Origin of the sequence: Kitasatospora setae KM-6054 (assembly GCF_000269985.1) — a bacterium.
Taxonomy (GTDB): Bacteria; Actinomycetota; Actinomycetes; order Streptomycetales; family Streptomycetaceae; genus Kitasatospora; species Kitasatospora setae.
This window is the reverse complement of record NC_016109.1, coordinates 4956031-4975908: the sequence shown is the minus strand read 5'-3', so window position 1 is coordinate 4975908 and position 19878 is coordinate 4956031. Positions and strand designations below refer to the sequence as shown.

The window sequence follows — 19878 nt, the reverse complement described above, 5'->3', positions numbered from 1 at the left end:
CGCTACGCCCGCCGGTACACCAACCGCCCGCCCAGCACGGTCGCGAGGCAGGCCGCCCCGCCGCCGTCCAGTTCCTCGACCGTCGCCGCGGCGAACACCGCGAAGTCGGCGGCCGCCCCGACCGCCAGCGGCCGGTGGACGGCGTTGGCGAGCGGGCGGCCGGCCAGCGGGTCGAGCGGGCCGGGTCCGGTGTCCGGTCCGGGGAGGTGGCGCAGGCCCGAACGGGCCGTCGCGGTGCGGACGGCGGGGCGGTGCAGCGGTCCGGCGAGGGCCGTCGCGCCGTGGCCGAGCAGCCGCTGCAGGCCGCGCCGGGCGCTGCCGCCCCACTGCCCGTCGGTGAGCCCGGCGGGGGGCGGCAGCGGGTGGTCGCCGAGTTCCTCCCGGGGGTCGGGGTGGTAGGCGTGCTCCAGCAGCCAGGCGGCGTGCGGGTTGAGCAGTCCGGGGACCAGCACGCCGGGCCAGTCGCGGACCCGGGCCGGGCCGTCCGCCAGTGCGGCGTACGGCCCGATCGCGGTGACGGTCGCGCCGTCGACGAGCACCGCCGCGTCCCGGAGCGTCCGGGTTCCGGTGTGCAGCAGTCGGGCCCGGTGCAGGGTCGGCACGGCGGCGCGGGGGGTCAGTTGGCGGCGAGGATGGTGAGTTCGGGGTGCGCGGTGCCGCCCTCGATCGCGGTGGAGGCGATGTGCGAGGCGACCCGGGGGTCGACCGGGTCGTTGGCCGGGTCGTCGAGGACCCGCAGGTGCTCGTAGGTGGTGGCGCGCTGGGCGGGCACCCGGCCGGCGGTGCGGATCAGGTGGATCAGCTCGTGCAGGTTGGAGCGGTGCTTGGCGCCGGCCGCCGAGACGACGTTCTCCTCCAGCATGACCGAGCCGAGGTCGTCCGCGCCGTAGTGCAGGGAGAGCTGGCCGGCCTCCTTGCCGGTGGTGAGCCAGGAGCCCTGGATGTGGGCGACGTTGTCGAGGAAGAGCCGGGCGATCGCGATCATCCGCAGGTACTCGAAGACCGTGGCCTGGGTCGAGCCCTTCAGGTGGTTGTTCTGCGGCTGGTAGGTGTAGGGGATGAACGCCCGGAAGCCCCCGGTGCGGTCCTGGACGTCGCGGATCATCCGCAGGTGCTCGATCCGCTCGGCGTTGGTCTCGCCGGTGCCCATCAGCATGGTGGAGGTGGACTCGACGCCGAGGCGGTGCGCGGTCTCCATGATCTCCAGCCAGCGCTCGCCGGACTCCTTCAGCGGCGCGATCGCCTTCCGCGGCCGCTCCGGCAGCAGTTCGGCGCCGGCGCCCGCGAACGAGTCGAGGCCGGCGGCGTGGATCCGGGTGATCGCCTCCTCGATGGAGACGCCGGAGATCCGCGCCATGTGCTCGACCTCGGAGGCGCCCAGCGAGTGGATCACCAGCTGCGGGAACGCCGCCTTGATCGCGGCGAAGTTCTCCTCGTAGTACTCGACGCCGTAGTCCGGGTGGTGCCCGCCCTGGAACATGATCTGGGTGCCGCCGAGCTCGACGGTCTCCGCGCACCGGCGGAGGATCTCGTCGAGCTCCCGCGACCAGCCCTTGTCGCTCTTCGGCGGCACGTAGAACGCGCAGAACTTGCACGCCGTCACGCAGACGTTGGTGTAGTTGATGTTCCGCTCGATGATGTACGTCGCGATGTGCTCGACGCCCGCGTACCGCCGCCGGCGCACCGCGTCGGCGGCCGCCCCGAGCGCGTGCAGCGGCGCCGAGCGGTAGAGCTCCAGCGCCTCCTCGGCGGTGATCCGGCCGCCCTCGGCCGCGCGGTCCAGTACGGCCTGCAGCTGGGTGGCGGAAAGGTTCTGCTCGGACACCTGGCGGGCCTGCTTTCGTCGTCGAAGGGGCGGACCAGCCCAGCCTACGCCAGCACATTTCCGCCCCGGCGCAGGCCCGTTCCGCGCCCGTCCCGCCCCCTTCACTGCTTGACCAGGTCGCCCTCCGGGTTGCTGCCGAGCTCCGCCTCGGTGACCGCGACGTGCAGGCCGCCGCCGGTCAGCAGGGTGTACGCCTGCTTCTCCGGCACGCCGGTGCAGGCGCTGTCCGCGCCGTCGGGGCGCTCCTGGAGCAGCACCCGGCCGTCCTCGACCGAGAGCAGGGTGAGCACGCCCCGGCAGACGGTGCTGCTGAGCTGCGAGGCGTTGCTGGTGCGGCCGACGTCCTGGCCGACCCGGCCGGGCGCGAACGTCACGGTGAAGGTGGACGCCAGCGGGACGAGCTTGGTGGTGATGGTGCCCTTGAACGTCCCGACGAAGGCGGCGGGCAGCGCCTTGCCGTCCGCCGGCGCCGTCCCGCCGCCGCTCGGGCCGCCGCTCGGACCGGGGGTGGCACTCGGACCGGGGGTGGCACTCGGGCTGGGGCTGGGGGTGCCGCTCGCGCTCCGGCCGGGCCCGGGCGTCGTCCCGCGCGGCCCGGGCGTGCCGGTCCCGGCCGCCGCGTCCTGGCCGGGCGGGCCGCTCGCCTCCGGGGTGGCGGCGGACCAGGGCAGCTTGCCGCTCAGCGCCAGCCCGCCGTAGAGCCCGCCCGCGAGCACGGCGACGGCGGTGGCCGCGGCCCAGCGGCGCCGGGCCCGCCGCCGCCGGGCGGCCCGGCCGCCGTCCAGCACGGTCGGGGTGCGGTCCACCGGGGCGGGCCCGGCGTCGCCCTCCAGGTCGAGGAGTTCGACGGCGGCCCGGCCGACCGCGGCGGCCAGCGGCCCGGGCAGCCAGCCCTCGGGGCCGTCGGCGGCGGCGGGGGCGAGCCGGGCGCGCAGCTGCGCGGGGGTGGGGCGGGCGGCGGGGTCCTTGGCGAGGCAGGCGGCGACCGCGTCGCGCAGCTCGCCGCGCAGCCCGTCGAGCACGGGCTCCTCGTGCAGGACGCGGTAGAGCAGGACGGCGGCGCTGACGCCCTCGCCGAACGGGGCGGTGCCGGTCGCGGCGAAGGCCAGCAGCGCGCCGAGCGAGAAGACGTCGCCGGGCGGTCCGGCGGGCGTGCCGGCGGCCTGCTCGGGCGACATGAAGCCGGGCGAGCCGACCACGTAGCCGCTGTGGGTGAGGGCGGCGGCGTCCAGCGCCCGGGCCACGCCGAAGTCGATCAGCCGGGGGCCGTCCAGGGTGAGCAGCACGTTGGACGGCTTGACGTCCCGGTGCACCAGGCCCAGCGCGTGCACCTGCTCCAGGGCCTCGGCGAGCCGGGCGCCGAGGGCGTGCACCGAGGCGGCGGGCAGCGGGCCGCCGGTCCGGACGGCCTCGCCGAGGGCCGGTCCGGCGACGTAGCCGGTGGCGACCCAGGGGTGCGGGCCCTCGGTGTCGGCGTCCAGCACGGGGGCGGTCCAGCGGCCGCCGACCCGGCGGGCGGCGGACACCTCCTGGCGGAACCTGGCCCGGAACTCGGGGTCGTCGGCGAGTTCCGGGCGCACCACCTTGACGGCGACGGTCCGGCCGCCCGCGGTCCGGCCCAGGTAGACCCGTCCCATGCCGCCCGCGCCGAGCCGGCGCAGCAGCCGGTAGTCGCCGATCACCGACGGGTCGTCAGCCGCCAGCCGTTCCATGCCCGTCCGCCTCCCGCCGCCGGGGGCCGCCGCCCCGGCCGGGTCCGATCATCGCAGGGCGGCCGCGGCCCGGTACACGCTTCGCTCAGACGACGACCGGCGCGGTCTCCAGCAGCCGGACCGGCACGTCGGGGGCGAAGCCGCTGTCGTGCGCGACCCGGCGGGCGAACTCGGCGATGCCGGCCAGCTGGCGGGCGCCGAGCGAGAAGTCCAGCGCCTTGGAGAAGTACGTCTCCAGCAGCGGGGCGTCGAACTCCTCCCAGCGGGCGGCCTGCTCGGCGACCTGGGCGGCCTCGGCCAGCGAGAGGTCGCGGGACTCCAGGAAGGCGCGGTGCACGGCGGTGGTCAGCTCGGGGTGCCGCTCGGCGTAGTCGCGGCGGGCGGCCCAGACCGCGAAGACGAACGGGAGGCCGGTCCACTCCTTCCACATCGCGCCGAGGTCGTGCACGGCCAGCCCCTGCCGGGGGGCCTGCTCCAGCGAGGCGCGCAGCGCGGGGTCGCCGATCAGCACGGCGGCGTCGGCGTCGGCGAGCATCGCGTCCAGGTCGGGCGGGCTGGAGAAGTACTCGGGGCGGACGCCCTCGCGCTCCTCCAGCAGCAGCCGGGCCAGCCGCACCGAGGTGCGGCTGGTGGAGCCGAGGGCGACCCGGCGGCCGTCCAGCTCGGCCAGCGGGACCTTGCTGACGATCACGCAGGACATCACCGGCCCGTCGCTGCCGACCGCGATGTCGGGCAGGACGACCAGCTCGGCGGCGTTGCGCAGGTACTCCACGCAGGTGACCGGCCCGATGTCGAGCGTGCCGGCCACCAGCCGGTCGCTGAGCTTCTCCGGGGTGTCCTTGCTGAGGTCCAGGTCGAGCAGGTTCCCCGTGCGCGCGAGGCCCCAGTAGAGGGGCAGGCAGTTGAGGAACTGAATATGGCCGACCCGGGGCCTGACCGCGGTCTCCGACCGGTCCGCGTCCCGACTGCTCACCGTGTGCTCCCTTGCCGTTGGTGCTCTCCCGGCAGGGTATGCCCGCTGATTGGGACGCTCCGCATCCGGTCTCCGACACACCGTCCGACACCGCTGTTCACCCCTGGTCGGGGCAGCCACCGCGTGCTACCGTTCCCCTCAGTTGCAGTTTGATTCCCCTTGCAGTACTTGGAGCCTGCGGAGCATGTAACCGCAGGCTTTTTGTAATTTTTCAGCAGTATCAGGCGTCAATTGAGCATTGATTGAAGCACTGTGCGAAAAAACTCCGGACTCGTCCGGAGGCGGGGCGATCAGCGCAGCGGACCCGGGCGCCACAAGGTGTGGCGTCCACAACGTCCCTCGCAAGGAGAACGGTATGGCGACCGGAACCGTCAAGTGGTTCAACGCCGAGAAGGGCTTCGGCTTCATCGCCCAGGAGGGCGGCGGCCCCGACGTCTTCGTCCACTACTCCGCCATCAACGCGAGCGGCTTCCGCTCGCTGGAGGAGAACCAGGCGGTCAGCTTCGACGTCACCCAGGGCCCGAAGGGCCCGCAGGCGGAGAACGTCACCCCCGTCTGAGACGGGATCTCCCAGTGATCGCTCACGGCCCCTCGGGTCCGTACGAGTAGCAGTTCCCAAGGAGGCCCGCCCCGGCGGGCCTCCTGCCTTTTCCGGATATCCCCGCCGCATTCCCCCCGGCGCCCCCGCATTCCCCCGCGCCGCCGCTTTCCGGGCCCCGGCCGCAGCCGCTCAGAAGCGGGAGGTGTCCACCCGCAGCCCGAACGGCGCCGGCAGCTCGATCGGCTCCCCGAACGGCAGCGGCCCGACCGCCCGGGTGTAGCCCAGCGCGCCCGGCTCGGAGAACAGCGTGCAGGCCCGGTCCTGCCGGTCGATCAGCAGGTACAGCGGGGCCCCGTACTCGGCGTACCGGCGCCGCTTCACCACCCGGTCGGTGTCCGCGTTCGACTCCGAGGTCACCTCGACCACCAGCAGTGTCTGATCGGGCAACAGGGCCGCGGCGCCCTTCCCCAGTGCCTCGGGCACGACCGCGACATCGGGGATGTACCAGTTGCTCGACCCCGGCAGGTCCAGGTCCCCCGAGCCCATCACGCAGTCGAGCTCGAAGACCCTGGCCGTCAGCTGGCGGCGCAGGTGGCTGGCGATCGACTCGTGGTCCCACCCCGGCGACATCGGCTCGATGATCCCTTCCACGATCTGGACGCGGTCACCGGCGTGGTGCTGGATCGCGTACTTCAACGCCTGCTCCGGGTCGACCGAGCCGTACGGTTCCTCATCGCTGGGCAGCGCACTCATCGGCCCCTCCTTCAGTCGCCTCCCACGCTACCGACCGCCCCGACCCGCCCCAAGCGTCCTCACCCCAACGGGCGAAGGCCCGCACCCTCCCGAGGTGCGGGCCTTCGTGTTCGTGGGGCGGGGCCGGTCAGGCGGTGACGGGCTCCTTGGTGGCCTGGGCGGGGATGCCGGCCGGGCGGTCCTCGGCGAGGAGGTCGCCGGTGGGGGCGTTGTAGGCGGTGAGGTCGAGGGTCTTCTCACGGGCGGAGACCAGGATCGGGACGACGACCTGCCCGGCCACGTTGGTGGCGGTGCGCATCATGTCGAGGATCGGGTCGATCGCCAGCAGCAGGCCGACGCCCTCCAGCGGGAGGCCGAGGGTGGAGAGGGTGAGGGTCAGCATCACGATCGCGCCGGTGAGGCCGGCGGTGGCGGCGGAGCCGATGACCGAGACGAAGGCGATCAGCAGGTAGTCCTTGATGCCGAGCTGGATGCCGTACACCTGGGCGACGAAGATCGCGGCGAGCGACGGGTAGATCGCGGCGCAGCCGTCCATCTTGGTGGTGGCGCCGAACGGGACCGCGAACGAGGCGTACTCGGACGGGACGCCGAGGCGCTCGGTGACGCGGCGGGTGACCGGCAGGGTGCCGACCGAGGAGCGGGAGACGAAGGCGAGCTGGATCGCGGGCCAGGCGCCCTTGAAGAAGTTCAGCGGGTTGAGGCCGGCGGCGAAGCGCAGCAGCAGCGAGTAGACGCCGAACAGGACGATCGCGCAGCCGGCGTAGACGTCGATGGTGAGGGTGGAGAAGGGCTTGAGCAGGTCCCAGCCGTAGATGGCGACGGACTTGCCGATCAGGCCGAGGGTGCCGAGCGGGGCGAGCCGGATGACCCACCACAGGGCGGTCTGGACGAGTTCGAGGACGGCCTCGGAGAGCTTGCGGACCGGCTCGGCCTTGTCGCCGAGCTTGAGCAGGGCCGCGCCGACGACCACGCCGAGGAAGACGATCTGGAGGACGTTCACCTTCAGGAAGGCGTCGGCGATGTTGGTCGGGATGATGCCGGTCAGGAAGTCGACCCAGGTACCGCTCTTGTCCACGCCCTTGACGCCCGCGGTGGAGAGGTTGGCGCCCTTGCCGGGGTCGGTGAGCAGACCGAGGCCGAGGCCGACGGCGACCGCGATCAGCGAGGTGGCGAGGAACCAGAACAGCGTGCGGGCGGCCAGCCGGGCGGCGTTGGTGACGTTCCGCAGGTTGGCGACCGAGACGATGATCGCGGTGAAGACGAGCGGCGGGACGGCCAGCTTGAGCAGCTGGACGAAGGTCTTGCCGATGGTGTCGAGGGTGGTCTTCAGCCAGGACACGTCGCCGGACCTGGCGATCCAGCCGAGCAGCAGGCCGAGGACGAGGCCGCCGACGATCTGGACCCAGAAGGGGGTGCGGCGGAGGCGTCCCAGCAGGGTGGGCGCGGGCGCGGTGGACATGGGTGTGCGTCTCCGGGGGGTGGTGGAGCGAGGCGGGGGGAGGAGCGGAGGCGGCGGCACGACGGACGCGGGACCGGGCGGGGAGACCCGGGAGGACCGGAGGGGACCGGTCGGCGTCAGGAGTGGCGTGCCGCCCGCATACAGCCGCCGGAGCGACAGCGGCGCGGGCCGTCCACGGCACCGGGCAGACGCGGGCAGCGCGGCATGAGCGGGGTGCTCGTCCCGGCCTGGCGCGCGGCGTCTGCGGTGGTCATGAGCGGCACATTAGCAACAAACCTTTGAGATGTTCAAAGTACTTGTTTGAGATCGTTACCGAACCACCCTTTCCTGACGGGCCATCAGCGATCACCGGGCAGCTTTGACGCCGATCAGTTATACGTATAACTTGAAGCGACCCCCGGACCAGACCCCCCGGAAGGACGCCCATGGGCTACGCCGCACTGCTCCGCGCCCCGCACGTCGCCCGGCTCCTGTTCGGCACCCTGCTCGGCCGGCTCCCGGCCGGCATGACCGCCCTGGTCATCGCGCTCGCCCTGCGCGAGGCCGGCACCCCGTACAGCCGGATCGGCCTGGCCACCGCCGCGTACGCGATCGCCGCCGCCGTCGGCGGGCCCGTGCTGGGCCGGATCGTCGACCTGACCGGGCAGCCCCGCGTCCTGGTCGCCTCCGCCGCGCTGGCCGGCACCGGCTACGCGCTGCTCGCCCTCGCCCCCGGCGACGCGCTCGCCGCCCCGCTCGGCGCCGCCGTCGCCGGGCTCTGCATGCCCCCGCTGGAACCCTGCCTGCGCTCGCTCTGGCCCGACGTCGTCGCCGAGGACCAGCTCGACACCGCGTACGCCTTCGACTCCGCCTCCCAGCAGGTGCTGTACGTCGCCGGGCCGCTCGCCGTCGCCGGGATCGCCGGCGCGCTCTCCCCCACCGCCGCGCTCTGGACCGCCGCCGTGCTCGGCCTGCTCGGCGCCCTGGTGGTGGCCGGCTCCGCGCCCGCCCGGGCCTGGCAGGCCCCGCCCCGGGCGGCCGGCGCCGGACTGCTCGGACCGCTGCGCTCCCCCGGCCTGGTCCTGCTGCTGCTCGGCCTGGCCGGCGCCGGCTGGGCGGTCGGCGCGCAGAACGTGCTGTTCATCGCGTACGCCGAACAGCACCCCGGCGGCCTGCCCGGCGGCGCCGGCACCCTGCTCGCGCTGGCCGCGCTGGCCGGACTGCTCGGCGCCCTCGGCTACGGCGCCGCCCGCTGGCGGGCCGGCACCGCGACCCGCACCTGGGTGCTCGCCCTCGGCATGGCCGCCTGCTACCTGCCGCTGCTGCTCCTGCCCGGCCCCTGGCCGATGGCCGCCGCCGCCTTCGTCTCCGGCCTGGGCCTGGCCCCGCTGCTGGCCGCCGCGTTCGTGCTGGTCGCCGAACTGGCCCCGACCGGCACCGTCACCGAGGCGTTCGCCTGGCTGGTCACCCTGTTCGCCACCGGCAACGCGGCCGGCTACGCGGTCTCCGGCGCCCTGGTCGACGGCTCGCTGCACGCCGTCGCGCTCTGCGCGGTCGGCGGCATCACCCTCGGCGGCGCCCTGCTGCTCGCCACCCGCACCCGGCTGCGCCCGGCCGCGGCCGTCCCGCTCCCCGCCTGAGCCCCGCCAAAGCGCTCGCCCGCACTGCCCCCGACCTGCTTGGATGCGCCGCATGACGCGCTTCGACCTCCCCGCCGGACACTCCGTCTCCACCGACCCCGCCCGCCTGGACCGGGCGGCCGTGCACCGCTGGCTCTCCGAGGACGCCTACTGGGCGCTCGGACGGCCCCGCGAGAAGCAGGACCTGGCGATCGACCACTCGCTCAACTTCGGCCTGTACGAGGACGCTTCGGGCGCGCAGGTCGGCTACGCCCGGGTGGTCACCGACCACGCCACCTTCGCCTGGCTGTGCGACGTGTTCATCGCCCCGGAGGCCCGCGGCCGCGGCCTGGGCACCGCGCTGGCCGCCGCCGTCCGCGACGAGCTGGCCGCGCTCGGCCTGCGCCGGCTGCTGCTCGCCACCCGGGACGCGCACGAGGTGTACGCCAAGGTCGGCTTCGCGCCGATGAGCCGGCCGGAGAAGTGGATGGTCCTCGGCGAGCAGTAGGCCGCTCAGGCCGGGGCGGTGGAGCCGCGGACCACCAGGGCGGTCGCCAACGGGGCCACCGGCGGCGGGGCTTCGCCGCCCAGCAGGGCGGCCAGCAGGGCCAGCCCGGCCCGGCCGAGCCGCTCGCCCGGCAGGTCGACGGTGGTCAGCGGCGGGCTCAGCAGCTCCGCCACCGGGACGTCGTCCATCCCGACCACCGAGAGGTCCGTCGGGATCCGCAGCCCCAGCTCGCCGGCCGCCCGGTACAGGCCGGACGCCACCACGTCGTCGTCGCAGACCACCGCGCGCGGCGGCCGCGGCCCGGCCAGCAGCTCGCGGGCGGCCCGGGCCGCCTCCCGGCTGCCGTCGTTCAGGCTGACCGCGAGCTCCCTGACCTCCAGGCCGAGGCCCGCCGAGGCGGCCGCGAACGCCGCCTGCCGGACCCGGAAGGTGTGCGCCGAGTGCGCCGAGCGCAGGTAGCCGAAGCGCCGGTGCCCCAGCCCGACCAGGTGGTCGACGGCGGCCCGCATGCCCGCCGCCAGGTCGAGTTCCACCGTCGGGCGGCCCGGGTGGGCCGCCGGGTCGGCGTCCAGGAACACCGCCGCGGTGTCCGCCGGCAGCGCGCCGAGCTGCCGGTCGTCGGGCGAGCAGACCAGCAGCCCGTCGAACCGGCCGGCGGCGGCCGCCTCGGCCAGCACCGCCGCGTCCCAGCCGCTGGAGACCACCACCGCGAGGCCGTGCCGGGCCGCCTCCTCGTGCACGCCGGTCAGCACCCGGCCGAAGAACGGGCCGAGCAGGTTGGGCACGGCCAGCAGCACCATGCCGCTGCGCCCCAGCCGCAGCTGCCGGCCGGCGGCCTGCGGGCGGTAGCCCAACTCCCGGGCGGCGTCGTGGATCCGCTCCCTGGTGGCCGCCGAGACCCGGTGCCCGGAGCTGCCGGAGAACACCAGCGAGACCGTCGCCTGCGAGACGCCCGCCAGCCGGGCCACGTCACGGCCGGTCGGGCGCCGGCGCGCGCCCCCGCCGGGCGGGCTGTCCGCCAACGCCGGTCAGCCGGCCTGGGTCTGCCGGGCCGGCTGGGCCTGCTGGGCGACGGCCGCCCGGGCCGCGTCGTCCGCCTCGTCCTCGGCCGCGTCGCGCAGCACCGAGCGGGACTTGCGGTTCTCGATCCGCTCGGCGATCTGCGCGGACATCTCGTCGCGCTGCTTGCTCAGCAGGACGTAGCTGAGCGCCGAGGAGGCCACCGCGGCCAGCGCGAACAGCAGCAGCAGGCCCATCGTGCCGACCACCGGGATCACCTCGAAGTGGCCCAGCAGCAGCGCGACCAGCAGGCAGGCCAGGAAGATGCTCACCCGCAGGGAGGTGTAGCGGAGCGTGGCGTGGTTCTTGCTGCTCACCGGGTTCGTCCTTCGCTGCCGGGTCGCGCCGAAGGGCGCGCGGGGGTAATGGCCCTCCCAGTGAAGCACGACCTCACACCGCTCAGGCGCGCAGGTCGAGCCACATCGTGACGTCGTCCCGGTCGTCCCCGGGGGCGACCCGGATCGCCCCCGGCACCCGGCCCACCTCGACGTAACCGCTGCGGCCGTAGAACTCCTCCAGGCCGTGCCCGCCGCGCAGCGTCAGCCGCAGCCCGGCCAGCCCCCAGCCGCGGGCCACCCGCTCCGCCTCCGCCAGCAGCAGCGCGCCGTAGCCCCGGCCCTGGAAGTCCGGGTGCACCATCACCCGCTTCAGCATCCGCCAGTGGTCCATCAACCCGAACCGCATGTCCTCGAAGAACAGCACCGCGGCGACCCGGCCGCCCGGCTCGAACCCCACCAGCAGCCGGTCCGGGCCGAGCGCCCCGAACTGCCGCTCCGCGACCGGCCGCACCTCGGCGGCCGCCACCGGCGGCACGAACCCGACCGCGCCCCCGGCGTTGGAGACCTCGGTCCACAGCGCGGTGACCTCCTCGCGCAGCGCGGGGGTCGGCTCGGGGTCCAGGACGAATCGCAGGCTCATGGGCCCAGCCTAGGCGGGGGCACCGACCGGGCCGCCCCGGCGCAGCAGCACGCAGCAGCCGACCGCGACCGCGCACAGGCCGCCCGCCGCGTACCAGGTCGCGTCGTAGTCGCCGAAGCTGTCGCGGGCCAGGCCGGCCAGGCCGGCGACGGCGGCGGCGCCGAGCTGGTGGGCGGCCAGCACCCAGCCGAAGACGACCGGGGCGTCGGCGCCGAAGTGGCGGCGGCAGAGCGCGACGGTGGGCGGGACGGTGGCGACCCAGTCCAGGCCGTAGAAGATCACGAAGGCCAGGATCGGCGGCCGCAGGCTCTCCCCGAACAGGGCGGGCAGGCAGGCCAGCGAGAGTCCGCGCAGGGTGTAGTAGGTGATCAGCAGCCCGGTGGAGTCGAAGCGGTCGGTGAACCAGCCGCTGGCGACCGTCCCGGCGATGTCGAAGAGGCCGATCAGGGCGAGCAGCGAGGCGCCGGTGGTCACCGGCATGCCGTGGTCGTGCGCGGCCGGGATGAAGTGGGTGCCGACCAGGCCGACCGTGGTGGCGCCGCAGATCGCGAAGGACCCGGCGAGCAGCCAGAAGACCCGCTGCCGGAGCGCCGTCCGCAGCACCCGCAGCGTGCGGGCGACCGCCGAGCCGCCGGCCGCGGCCGGCGCCGGGGCCTCGGTCGCGCCGTAGGGCAACTGGCCGACGTCAGCGGGCCGTTCGCGCATCAGCAGCAGGACGGGGACGGCCACGGCGGTGGCGCAGAGCGAGACCAGCACGACCGCGGTGCGCCAGCCGTGCCGCTCGACCAGGGCGGCGAGCAGCGGCATGAAGACCAGGTTGCCGGCCGCCCCGGCGGCGGTCAGCACGCCGGTGACCAGGCCCTGCCGGGCCTGGAACCAGCGGCCGGAGACGGTGGTGGCGAAGGCCCCGGCCATCGAGCCGCTGCCGAGCCCGACGACGACGCCCCAGCCGAGGACCAGCTGCCAGGGCCGGGTCATCAGGATGCTGAGGCCGCTGCCGGTGGCGATGGCGAGCAGCGCGCAGACCACCACCGGGCGGACGCCGAAGCGGTCCATCAGGGCGGCGGCGAACGGCGCGGTGACGCCGTACAGCGCGAGGTTCACCGAGACCGCGCTGGAGATGGTCGCGCGCGACCAGCCGAACTCGTCGTGCAGCGCGTCCATCATCAGGCTGGGCGCGGACCGGAACCCGGCCGAGCCCATCAGGACGAGCAGCGAGACGGCGACCACGATCCAGCCGTAGTGGATGCGGGGCGCGCGCGGGGCGCCGGGGCTGCGGGAGGCTGCGGGGGCGGGGGATTCGGCGGTGAGCTGCGGTTCCTTCACCCGTCCGAGTCTCCCGACCGGACCGGCCCTCCCGCGACGGCCCCGACTGCCACGGATGCCCGAATTCCTGACAGCCGGGGCCGGCCCCGGGGCGGTCCGCTCAGTGCCCGGAGGCGACCATCTCGCCGTCGGGGACCCGGCGCAGTTCGCGGATCGGCCGGCTGAGCAGCAGCGCGGCGGCGGTGGCCAGGGTGACGACGCCGCCGATCAGGTAGACCCGGGTGGTGCCGAACAGCTCGACGGCCGGGCCGGCCAGCGCCGAGCCGAGCGGGAACATGCAGACCGAGCCGGCCACCTCGTACGCGTGGATCCGGTTGAGCACCTCGCCGGGGACCTGGGTCTGCACGCTGGTGGCCCACATGACGCCCCAGAAGCTGATGCCGATGCCGGAGACCAGCTGGGCGGTGCCGAGCAGCGGCCAGGGCAGGCCGGCCGCGAAGGCGAACTGCTGGACGGCGAACAGGAACACGGCGCAGGCGCCGGCGGCCAGCGGGCGGGTCGGCTTGAGCCGGATCGCCAGCACGCCGCCGATGATGGTGCCCGCGCCGAGCATGCTGTTGATCACGCCGTAGACCACGACGCCGTCGCGCTTGGCGATGTCGCCGACCACCACCGGGGCGAGCGGGCCCCAGGACAGGACGGTGAAGACCATCCAGATCAGGATGACGCCCCACATCCAGCTGCGGGACCAGAACTCGTGCCAGCCGGCCACCAGGTTGCGCCACAGGCTGTCGCCGGGCGGCGGCGCGGGGACGGGGCCGAGCCGCAGGGCGAACAGGCAGCCGGCGCTGACCGCGTACATCACGGCGGCGAGCACCATCACCCAGCCGGTGGAGAGGGTGATCAGCGCGGCGGCCAGCGAGGGGCCGGCCAGGCCGGCCAGCGCCTCGGAGATCCGCAGCACGCCGTTGGCGCCCTGCACGTCGCGGGAGACCAGCGGGACGGTGGAGGCGGCGCCGGGCTGGAACATCGCGGCGGCGGTGCCGGCCAGCGCGAGCAGCAGGTAGAGCTGCCAGAGCTGGTCGAGGCCGCGGAAGAACAGCACCGCGAGCAGGACCCGGGTGAGGAGGTTGAGCAGGTCGGCGAAGATCATCAGGCGCCGGGCGGTGAACCGGTCGGCGAGCACGCCGCCGAACAGCACCAGGCCGGCGAACGGGCCGAGCAGGAAGGCCATCGCGAAGCCGACTTCGGAGGTCTTGTAGTGGGCGGTGATCAGGCCGGCCGAGACGGCGACCGGGAGCATCGCGTCGCTGAGCAGCCCGGCGGTGCGGGCGGTGAAGTAGAGCCGGAAGCTGCCCGACCAGATGGCGGGCGCCTTCGCCGTACTGACCTGCGGGGTGGGGGCGGTATGCAGTTCGGGTGCGGTCACGACCTCAGTTTTGGTGTAGACCACTACCGGTTTCCAGTGATTTTGGGTCACGATGCGGCCTCTGCCCCGTCCGTCGCCCCGCCCGCGACCCCGCCCACCTGGGGCGGACCCGGAACCGGCGGGCCGCCGCGCGTGCCCCGAGCACGGCACGGCGGCCCGCCGTCCGGTCGGCGTCCGGACCCTGAAAGCCGTGACGCCGGGGCGGCCCGATCTCGCCGAGGTTCCGGGCGGAGTCGGCCAACGACCCCCTGAGTGTCGGCACCGCCCGGGCTCCCTCGGCGTCCCCTCGCAACGGGCGCCGCACCCAAGAGTGATCAGTCGGATACGTCACGTCAATGGGTTGTCCGAAATTCAGACCGGATCATCCGGGGTGTGGACAGCGCGCGACCGGCGCGCGGCAGCGCCCCGGGCGGGCGCGCGGGCCGGCACCGCCGGGCGGCCGCTCAGCGCGCCGGGACCGGCGAGGCGACCGGGGCCGCCGAGGCCGCCGGCCGCGCGGCGAGCGCGCCGACCGCGCCGTCCGGATCGCCGATCTCGCACCACACCCGCTTGCCGGAGCCCTCCGGGTACCAGCCCCAGCGCTCGCAGAGCAGCTCGACCAGCTCCAGGCCGCGGCCGTTGGTGGCGTCCTGGTCGGCGCCCGCGTGCCGCGGCGCGGGGGCGGTGCGGCTGGCGTCGGCGACCTCCACCCGGACGGCGGGCGGCACGGCGGCGGGGTCGGCCGGCACCAGCAGTCTGAGCACCGCCGGGGAGCCGGTGTGCACCACCGCGTTGGTGACCAGCTCGGAGACCACCAGCACCAGGGTCTCGGCCACCGCGGAGTCCTGGTCGATCCCGGCCGCCCGCAGCCGGTCCCTGACCCACCGCCGGGCCCGTGACACCTCAGCCGGGTCCGCCTGGACCGCCAGCTGTACCTGGAGTACCTGCACCGTTCCACCACCCGCACTAGGTATTCGGCCCGTTTGGTCCCGCCGGTCCGGTCGGCCGCTCCGCCGAGCGGAGGCCACCGACCCGCGACTGCCCATGGCATCGACACGAATACGCCCCAGAATGATTCCGCGGCCGGATCGCAGCAAGAGCTTCGGGCATATTCCAGCGTTCGGGGGACGGCTCGGTGCATACTGTCCCGCTCACCCGGCCGGGGTTCGCACGACCGGTCGGCGGCACCGGCCTCACGGGTACCCAAGACCGTACCTCCCGCGACAGCCCGGAACCGGGGCGCCACGAGCGAACCACCCTTCCTACAAATGTCCACCGGTGCTCGAACACCCGGGTGCGGCCGGGCAGATGGGCACGTCGGGCCGGACGGCGGCCGGGGCCCGGAGTCCGGGGCTCGGAGTCCGGGCCCCGGGTCAGGCGAACACCACGGTGCGCGAACCGTTCAGCAGCACCCGGCGCTCGCTGTGCCACTTCACCGCGCGGGCCAGCGCCTGGCACTCGACGTCCCGTCCCAGCGCGACCAGTTGATCGGGCGTCACGTCGTGGGTGACCCGGGCGACCTCCTGCTCGATGATCGGACCCTCGTCCAGGTCGGCGGTGACGTAGTGCGCCGTCGCGCCGATCAGCTTCACGCCCCGGGCGTGCGCCTGGTGGTACGGCTTGGCGCCCTTGAAGCTCGGCAGGAAGGAGTGGTGGATGTTGATGACCCGGCCGGACAGCGCCTTGCACAGGTCGTCCGAGAGCACCTGCATGTAGCGGGCCAGCACCACCAGGTCGACCCGCTCGGCGGCGACCAGGTCGAGCAGCCGCTGCTCGGCGTCCGCCTTGGTGTCGCGGGTGACCGGGAGGTGGTGGAACGGGATGCCGTAGGACTCGGTCAGCTCGCGGAAGTCGGTGTGGTTGGAGACCACCCCGGCGATCTCCACCGGCAGCGCCCCGATCCGGGTGCGGAACAGCAGGTCGTTCAGGCAGTGGCCGAACTTGGAGACCATCAGCAGCACCCGCATCCGCTCGGCGGACGCGTGGATCTGCCACTCCATCCGGAACGAGGCGCCGATCGCGGCGAAGCTCGCCCGGAGCTTCTCCGCGGTGACCGGCTCCTCGGCGGAGAAGTGCACGCGCATGAAGAACAGTCCGGTGCCGGCGTCACCGTACTGCTGGCTGTCGATGATGTTGCAGCCCGTCATGAACAGGTAGCTGGACACCGCGTGCACGATGCCCTGCTTGTCGGGGCAGGACAGCGTCAGGACGTACTGCGAGCGGGCGGTCTCTTCCATGGGTGCGCGGGACCCCGTTTCTGGGCTCGGATGGTGACGGCGACCGCCCAGCCTGGCACAGATCGGGCGGCCGCGGCCGCGCCGCCCGGCACCCGAGACTCCGGCGCGCCGCGCCGGGCGGGCCCCGCCCGGCGCGGCCCGGTTCAGCCGCGCGCGGTCAGCCGGGCCAGCTCGTCCAGCGGGAGCGGCGGCGACTGCGGGTCGTCGCCGTCGGCGACGGCCAGCCGGTGGTGCGCCTCGCGGGCCGCGCGGACCGCCTCCGACCAGTCCGGGTGGGCCAGGTAGGCGGCGGCCGGGGCGTCCTCACCGACCTGGTGCACGACCAGCAGCACCCGCAGCACCGCCGCGTTCACCGCGACGGCCTCCGCGGAGTCCCGGAAGACCGAGCCGACGTACTTCTCCGCCGACCAGCGGTCCAGCCAGCTGTCCTCCACCAGCCGGTACACCGCGTCGGAGGGGTCGCCGTACCCCGCGCGGCCGCCCTCCAGCCAGGCCCGCTGCTGGAAACCGAGGTCGGAGAGCATGTGCAGCGCCGAGCGGATCCGGGCCCGCCAACGCCACCAGGGCAGATCACTCAGAGGCATGACGCCCATCGTGCTGGAGCGCGCGCCCGTTCGAGAAGTGTTTCGGGCAGACCGCTGCGGAGAATCGATGCTGTCGGACACGGGAGCCGATCGTACGTTCCCCTCCGGGTGCGGCTCCACTCCCGCCTCTACACGCGTCACCGACCGGCAACGCTCCGTGTTCCTCCCTCGTTGGCGGTCCGTTCACTTTGCGTCCCTCTCGGCGTGCGCGGTGACGACCACCCTTGATCCGCCGAGCCTGCGCAACGGAGCCCGGGAACCCCGAAGCAGCATGTCCAGGGAGGACAAGAGCCACCATGACGCGGACCGGAACCCCCCACCCGCTACCCGCCGTCAGCGGACGCCGCCGCACCACCGCCGCTCTCGCCGCCTCGGCCGCGGTCCTGCCCGCCCTGCTCTCCGCCTGTGGCGGACCCGCCGCCGCCGACGCCGCCGGCAAGGACGTCACCGTGATGACCTGGGCCCCGTCCGGCACCGGCGCCGCGGACCGCCCCGGCATGACCGCGCTCGCCGACGCCGTCGGCCGCCAGCTCAACGACCAGGGCGGCCTGGCCGGCCGCAAGGTCCGCGTCCTGACCTGCAACGAGCACGACAGCACCGACGGCGCCACCGCCTGCGCCGAGCAGGCCGTCAGCGCGCACGCGGTCGCCGTGGTCGGCTCGGCCAGCCAGTACGGCAGCAGCTTCATGCCGATCCTGGAGCAGGCCGGCATCCCGTTCATCGGCGGCTACGGCCTCTCCGGCCCGGAGTTCAGCAGCCCGCTGTCCTACCCCGTCAACGGCGGCCTGCCCGCCCTGGTCGCGGGCAGCGGACGCCAGCTGGTCGAGGCCGGCTGCAAGCAGATCTCGCTGATCCGCCCGGACAGCCGGGCCGGCGACGCACTGGTCAACTACCTCGGCGGCGCCGTCCGGCAGACCGACGTCAAGCTCACCGACATCAAGGCCCCCGAGAAGTCCAACGACTACTCGGCGTACACCCGCCGGGCCATCGGCGACGACCGGCCGGGCAACTGCGTGCTCTCCGCGCTCGGCGCCGAGCCCACCGCCAACCTGCTCGACCCGTACCGCCGCGCCAACCCGAAGAACACCCAGCTCGCCTCGGTGATCGGCTCGTTCCAGCAGTCCGTGGTCGACTCCACCGGCGGCGACAGCGGCCCGCTGCACGGCGCGTACGCCACCGGCTGGTTCCCGGCCGAGTCCTCCAGGGTCTGGGACGGGCTGCGCGAGACCGTCCGCGGCTACGGCAACGGCGCCACCATCGACGTCTCCGACCCCGGCGTGCAGACCACCTGGGTCGCCTACGAGGTGCTCCGGCAGGCCGCCGGCCGGATCGACAAGAGCCGGACCATCACCCCGAAGGCGCTGCAGGTCATCCTGGACAGCGGCGACCCGATCGACACCGCCGGAGCCACCCCGCCGCTCGGCTGGGGCGTCACCAACATGCTGCCCAGCGCGAACTCGCCCCGCCTGGTGAACACCTCGGTCACCTTCCAGCGGGTCCAGAACGGCCGCCTGACCGAGCAGCGCCAGGGCTTCACCGACATCCGCTGGGTCCTCACCAACGGCAGGCCCCCGGCCTGACCGGGCGACCGGCCGGGCGACGCGGCGGGGCCGCGACGAGCAACCCTCGTCGCGGCCCCGCCGCGTCGCCCCCGCCGCTACAGCTCGCTCGCGCTCTTGCCCTGCAGCCCGGTCTTGCCGGCGATCGCCCCCCACAGGCTGGACGCCTGCTCCTTCGCCGTGGTCGCGGTGCCGCTCGCGGTGTTGCCGTTGCGGTAGTGCTCGTTGTCCTTGGCCTTCGCCGGGTCGCAGCCCGCCACCAGGTCGCCGGCCCAGCCGGCGTACTCGGTGTCGGCGGTGGCGGAGGCCTGCCACGCCTGCTGGAGCTGGGCGACCAGCTTCGGGCCGTCGGCGAGCTGGTCGACCTTGAGGTCGCCGAGCTTCTTGAGCAGGTCCTGGCGCTGCGCGGCGGCCGCGGTGAGGGCGGCCTGCGACTCGGGCAGGCTCTGGCACTTGCCGACCGCGGTGACCGCGTTGACCACCGAGGTGCGGCTGGCGCTCGCGGTGCCCAGCAGGTCGGACATCGCCTGCGCCTGCGCCTTCGTCTCGGGGCTGACCGCGGCGTTCCCGCTGTTCGCGCTGGGCGCGGCCGCGCTCTGGGTGGCCGCGGTGCCGCCCTTGGCGGTCTTCTCGTCCTTCTTGTCGCCGCCGCCGCTGGCCAGCACGCCGACCAGCACCGCGATCACCGCGACGCCGGCCACGCCCGCGCCGATCAGCACCTTCTTGTCGGGCTTGCGGCCGCCGCCCGCCGCCGGCTGCGGCTGGTAGCCGCCGGGGGCGTACCCCTGCGGCGGCTGCTGCTCGTAGCCCTGCTGCTCGTAGCCCTGCTGCGGGGCGCCGTAGCCCGGGACGCCGCCGCCGAAGGTCTGCGGAGCGGGGTAGCCGGGCTGCGGGGCCTGCGGGGGCTGCTGGGGTGCGAAGGCGGGCGGCTGGGCCGGGAAGCCGGGCTGGGTGCCCGCCGCGGGGCCGCCCACGGACGGGCCGCCGGACGGGTAGGGCGGGAGGTACTGGGTGGCGCCCTCGTCGGCCTGCGGGGCCGCCGCGGGCTGCTGCGCGGGCGCGCCCCAGTACTCCGGGCTGCCGCTCTGGCCGAGCGGCGGCGCGGACTGCTGCTGCGGGACGGGGGCCTGCGGCGGGACGGGCTGCTGCGGCTGGGCGTACGGGGGCTGCGCGTACGGCGGCTGGGCGGCCTGCGCCGGATTGCCCTGGCCGTCTGCGGCGGGCTCCGGGCGGAACAGGTCGTCGAGATTGAAGTCGCCGGAGTTGGGATACGAGCGGCGCTGGCTCAACGCGATTCCTCACCTGTGCACGGCACCGGGATCCCGGGCCTCTCGGTTGCCCCGCCGGACCGGTTGTGCTGACGGCGGACCACAACTGCGAGGCCACGCTACCGGTTCACCGGCACAGGTGACTACGCGGGCCGCTGTTCTGTGCTATTGCTTCACGTTCGCGCGGCCCGGCCCCGGCGCCGGCCGGGG

At 74.5% G+C, this 19878-nt stretch carries 19 protein-coding genes; 4 read left to right on the top strand and 15 right to left on the bottom strand.

The features are described 5' to 3' along the window. Window positions 1-2 precede the first annotated feature (2 nt). The 4 genes from KSE_RS22175 to KSE_RS22160 form a co-directional block, all read right to left on the bottom strand. Window positions 3-602 carry a hypothetical protein gene (locus KSE_RS22175; RefSeq protein WP_014137582.1) on the bottom strand — a complete coding sequence of 200 codons (600 nt, stop codon included), beginning with the start codon at window positions 600-602 and terminating at the stop codon, window positions 3-5. Between the two features lie 14 nt (window positions 603-616). Then, on the bottom strand, window positions 617-1825 hold the full coding sequence (gene mqnC, locus KSE_RS22170) for a cyclic dehypoxanthinyl futalosine synthase (protein WP_014137581.1): 1209 nt from the start codon (window positions 1823-1825) through the stop codon (window positions 617-619). A 101-nt stretch (window positions 1826-1926) separates the two neighbouring features. After that, window positions 1927-3537 (bottom strand): serine/threonine-protein kinase, encoded by a 1611-nt coding sequence (locus KSE_RS22165; RefSeq protein ID WP_014137580.1) that lies wholly within the window; start codon window positions 3535-3537, stop codon window positions 1927-1929. A gap of 85 nt (window positions 3538-3622) precedes the next feature. Next, complete coding sequence (locus tag KSE_RS22160) at window positions 3623-4510, bottom strand: menaquinone biosynthetic enzyme MqnA/MqnD family protein (protein ID WP_014137579.1); 888 nt, start codon at window positions 4508-4510, stop codon at window positions 3623-3625. Window positions 4511-4865: 355 nt separating this feature from the next. Between KSE_RS22160 and KSE_RS22155 the strand changes: the two genes are divergently transcribed. Beyond that, window positions 4866-5069 (top strand): cold-shock protein, encoded by a 204-nt coding sequence (locus KSE_RS22155; RefSeq protein ID WP_003998944.1) that lies wholly within the window; start codon window positions 4866-4868, stop codon window positions 5067-5069. Between the two features lie 171 nt (window positions 5070-5240). Here KSE_RS22155 and KSE_RS22150 read toward each other — a convergent pair whose 3' ends face one another. Then, entirely contained in the window at window positions 5241-5804 is a 564-nt protein-coding gene (locus tag KSE_RS22150) for a Uma2 family endonuclease (protein ID WP_014137578.1), read from the bottom strand. Window positions 5805-5931: 127 nt separating this feature from the next. Then, window positions 5932-7263: a dicarboxylate/amino acid:cation symporter gene (locus KSE_RS22145; RefSeq protein ID WP_014137577.1), complete on the bottom strand. Its 1332-nt coding sequence runs from the start codon at window positions 7261-7263 to the stop codon at window positions 5932-5934. 425 nt (window positions 7264-7688) lie between these two features. Between KSE_RS22145 and KSE_RS22140 the strand changes: the two genes are divergently transcribed. Then, window positions 7689-8882, top strand: a complete 1194-nt coding sequence (locus tag KSE_RS22140; RefSeq protein ID WP_014137576.1) for an MFS transporter — start codon at window positions 7689-7691, stop codon at window positions 8880-8882. A gap of 52 nt (window positions 8883-8934) precedes the next feature. After that, window positions 8935-9369: a GNAT family N-acetyltransferase gene (locus KSE_RS22135; protein WP_014137575.1), complete on the top strand. Its 435-nt coding sequence runs from the start codon at window positions 8935-8937 to the stop codon at window positions 9367-9369. A 5-nt stretch (window positions 9370-9374) separates the two neighbouring features. Here the strand turns inward: KSE_RS22135 and KSE_RS22130 are convergent, their stop codons facing one another. The 8 genes from KSE_RS22130 to KSE_RS22095 all read right to left on the bottom strand — a co-directional run bounded on the left by KSE_RS22130 (window position 9375) and on the right by KSE_RS22095 (window position 16841). Then, on the bottom strand, window positions 9375-10337 hold the full coding sequence (locus tag KSE_RS22130; RefSeq protein WP_014137574.1) for a LacI family DNA-binding transcriptional regulator: 963 nt from the start codon (window positions 10335-10337) through the stop codon (window positions 9375-9377). 60 nt (window positions 10338-10397) lie between these two features. Continuing rightward, window positions 10398-10745: a DUF4229 domain-containing protein gene (locus KSE_RS22125; RefSeq protein ID WP_014137573.1), complete on the bottom strand. Its 348-nt coding sequence runs from the start codon at window positions 10743-10745 to the stop codon at window positions 10398-10400. 82 nt (window positions 10746-10827) lie between these two features. Continuing rightward, window positions 10828-11346 (bottom strand): GNAT family N-acetyltransferase, encoded by a 519-nt coding sequence (locus tag KSE_RS22120; RefSeq protein WP_014137572.1) that lies wholly within the window; start codon window positions 11344-11346, stop codon window positions 10828-10830. Window positions 11347-11355: 9 nt separating this feature from the next. Further along, window positions 11356-12672 carry an MFS transporter gene (locus KSE_RS22115; protein ID WP_014137571.1) on the bottom strand — a complete coding sequence of 439 codons (1317 nt, stop codon included), beginning with the start codon at window positions 12670-12672 and terminating at the stop codon, window positions 11356-11358. A 100-nt stretch (window positions 12673-12772) separates the two neighbouring features. Next, a complete protein-coding gene (locus tag KSE_RS22110; RefSeq protein ID WP_051055910.1) occupies window positions 12773-14041 on the bottom strand; it encodes an MFS transporter in 1269 nt (422 codons plus the stop codon). Between the two features lie 443 nt (window positions 14042-14484). Continuing rightward, the gene (locus tag KSE_RS22105; protein ID WP_014137569.1) at window positions 14485-14970 is read right to left on the bottom strand and encodes an ATP-binding protein; all 486 of its coding nucleotides are present in this window, start codon (window positions 14968-14970) and stop codon (window positions 14485-14487) included. 423 nt (window positions 14971-15393) lie between these two features. After that, a complete protein-coding gene (gene purU / locus KSE_RS22100) occupies window positions 15394-16257 on the bottom strand; it encodes a formyltetrahydrofolate deformylase (protein WP_014137568.1) in 864 nt (287 codons plus the stop codon). A gap of 143 nt (window positions 16258-16400) precedes the next feature. Further along, complete coding sequence (locus tag KSE_RS22095; RefSeq protein WP_014137567.1) at window positions 16401-16841, bottom strand: SCO4402 family protein; 441 nt, start codon at window positions 16839-16841, stop codon at window positions 16401-16403. 296 nt (window positions 16842-17137) lie between these two features. Here KSE_RS22095 and KSE_RS22090 point away from each other — a divergent pair, with 296 nt between their 5' ends. After that, the gene (locus tag KSE_RS22090) at window positions 17138-18421 is read left to right on the top strand and encodes an ABC transporter substrate-binding protein (RefSeq protein WP_014137566.1); all 1284 of its coding nucleotides are present in this window, start codon (window positions 17138-17140) and stop codon (window positions 18419-18421) included. Window positions 18422-18498: 77 nt separating this feature from the next. On the opposite strand, the gene KSE_RS38705 is transcribed toward KSE_RS22090, so the two are convergent. Beyond that, the gene (locus KSE_RS38705) at window positions 18499-19689 is read right to left on the bottom strand and encodes a hypothetical protein (RefSeq protein ID WP_014137565.1); all 1191 of its coding nucleotides are present in this window, start codon (window positions 19687-19689) and stop codon (window positions 18499-18501) included. Window positions 19690-19878: the final 189 nt, after the last annotated feature.

Bases quoted from the DNA above. Each gene is read 5' to 3' on its own strand.
- KSE_RS22150 (WP_014137578.1), bottom strand. From the start codon at position 5,804: ATGAGTGCGCTGCCCAGCGATGAGGAACCGTACGGCTCGGTCGACCCG.
- KSE_RS22135 (WP_014137575.1), top strand. From the start codon at position 8,935: ATGACGCGCTTCGACCTCCCCGCCGGACACTCCGTCTCCACCGACCCC.
- KSE_RS22155 (WP_003998944.1), top strand. From the start codon at position 4,866: ATGGCGACCGGAACCGTCAAGTGGTTCAACGCCGAGAAGGGCTTCGGC.
- KSE_RS22095 (WP_014137567.1), bottom strand. From the start codon at position 16,841: ATGCCTCTGAGTGATCTGCCCTGGTGGCGTTGGCGGGCCCGGATCCGC.
- KSE_RS22120 (WP_014137572.1), bottom strand. From the start codon at position 11,346: ATGAGCCTGCGATTCGTCCTGGACCCCGAGCCGACCCCCGCGCTGCGC.
- KSE_RS22165 (WP_014137580.1), bottom strand. From the start codon at position 3,537: ATGGAACGGCTGGCGGCTGACGACCCGTCGGTGATCGGCGACTACCGG.
- KSE_RS22140 (WP_014137576.1), top strand. From the start codon at position 7,689: ATGGGCTACGCCGCACTGCTCCGCGCCCCGCACGTCGCCCGGCTCCTG.
- KSE_RS22145 (WP_014137577.1), bottom strand. From the start codon at position 7,263: ATGTCCACCGCGCCCGCGCCCACCCTGCTGGGACGCCTCCGCCGCACC.
- purU (WP_014137568.1), bottom strand. From the start codon at position 16,257: ATGGAAGAGACCGCCCGCTCGCAGTACGTCCTGACGCTGTCCTGCCCC.
- KSE_RS22090 (WP_014137566.1), top strand. From the start codon at position 17,138: ATGACGCGGACCGGAACCCCCCACCCGCTACCCGCCGTCAGCGGACGC.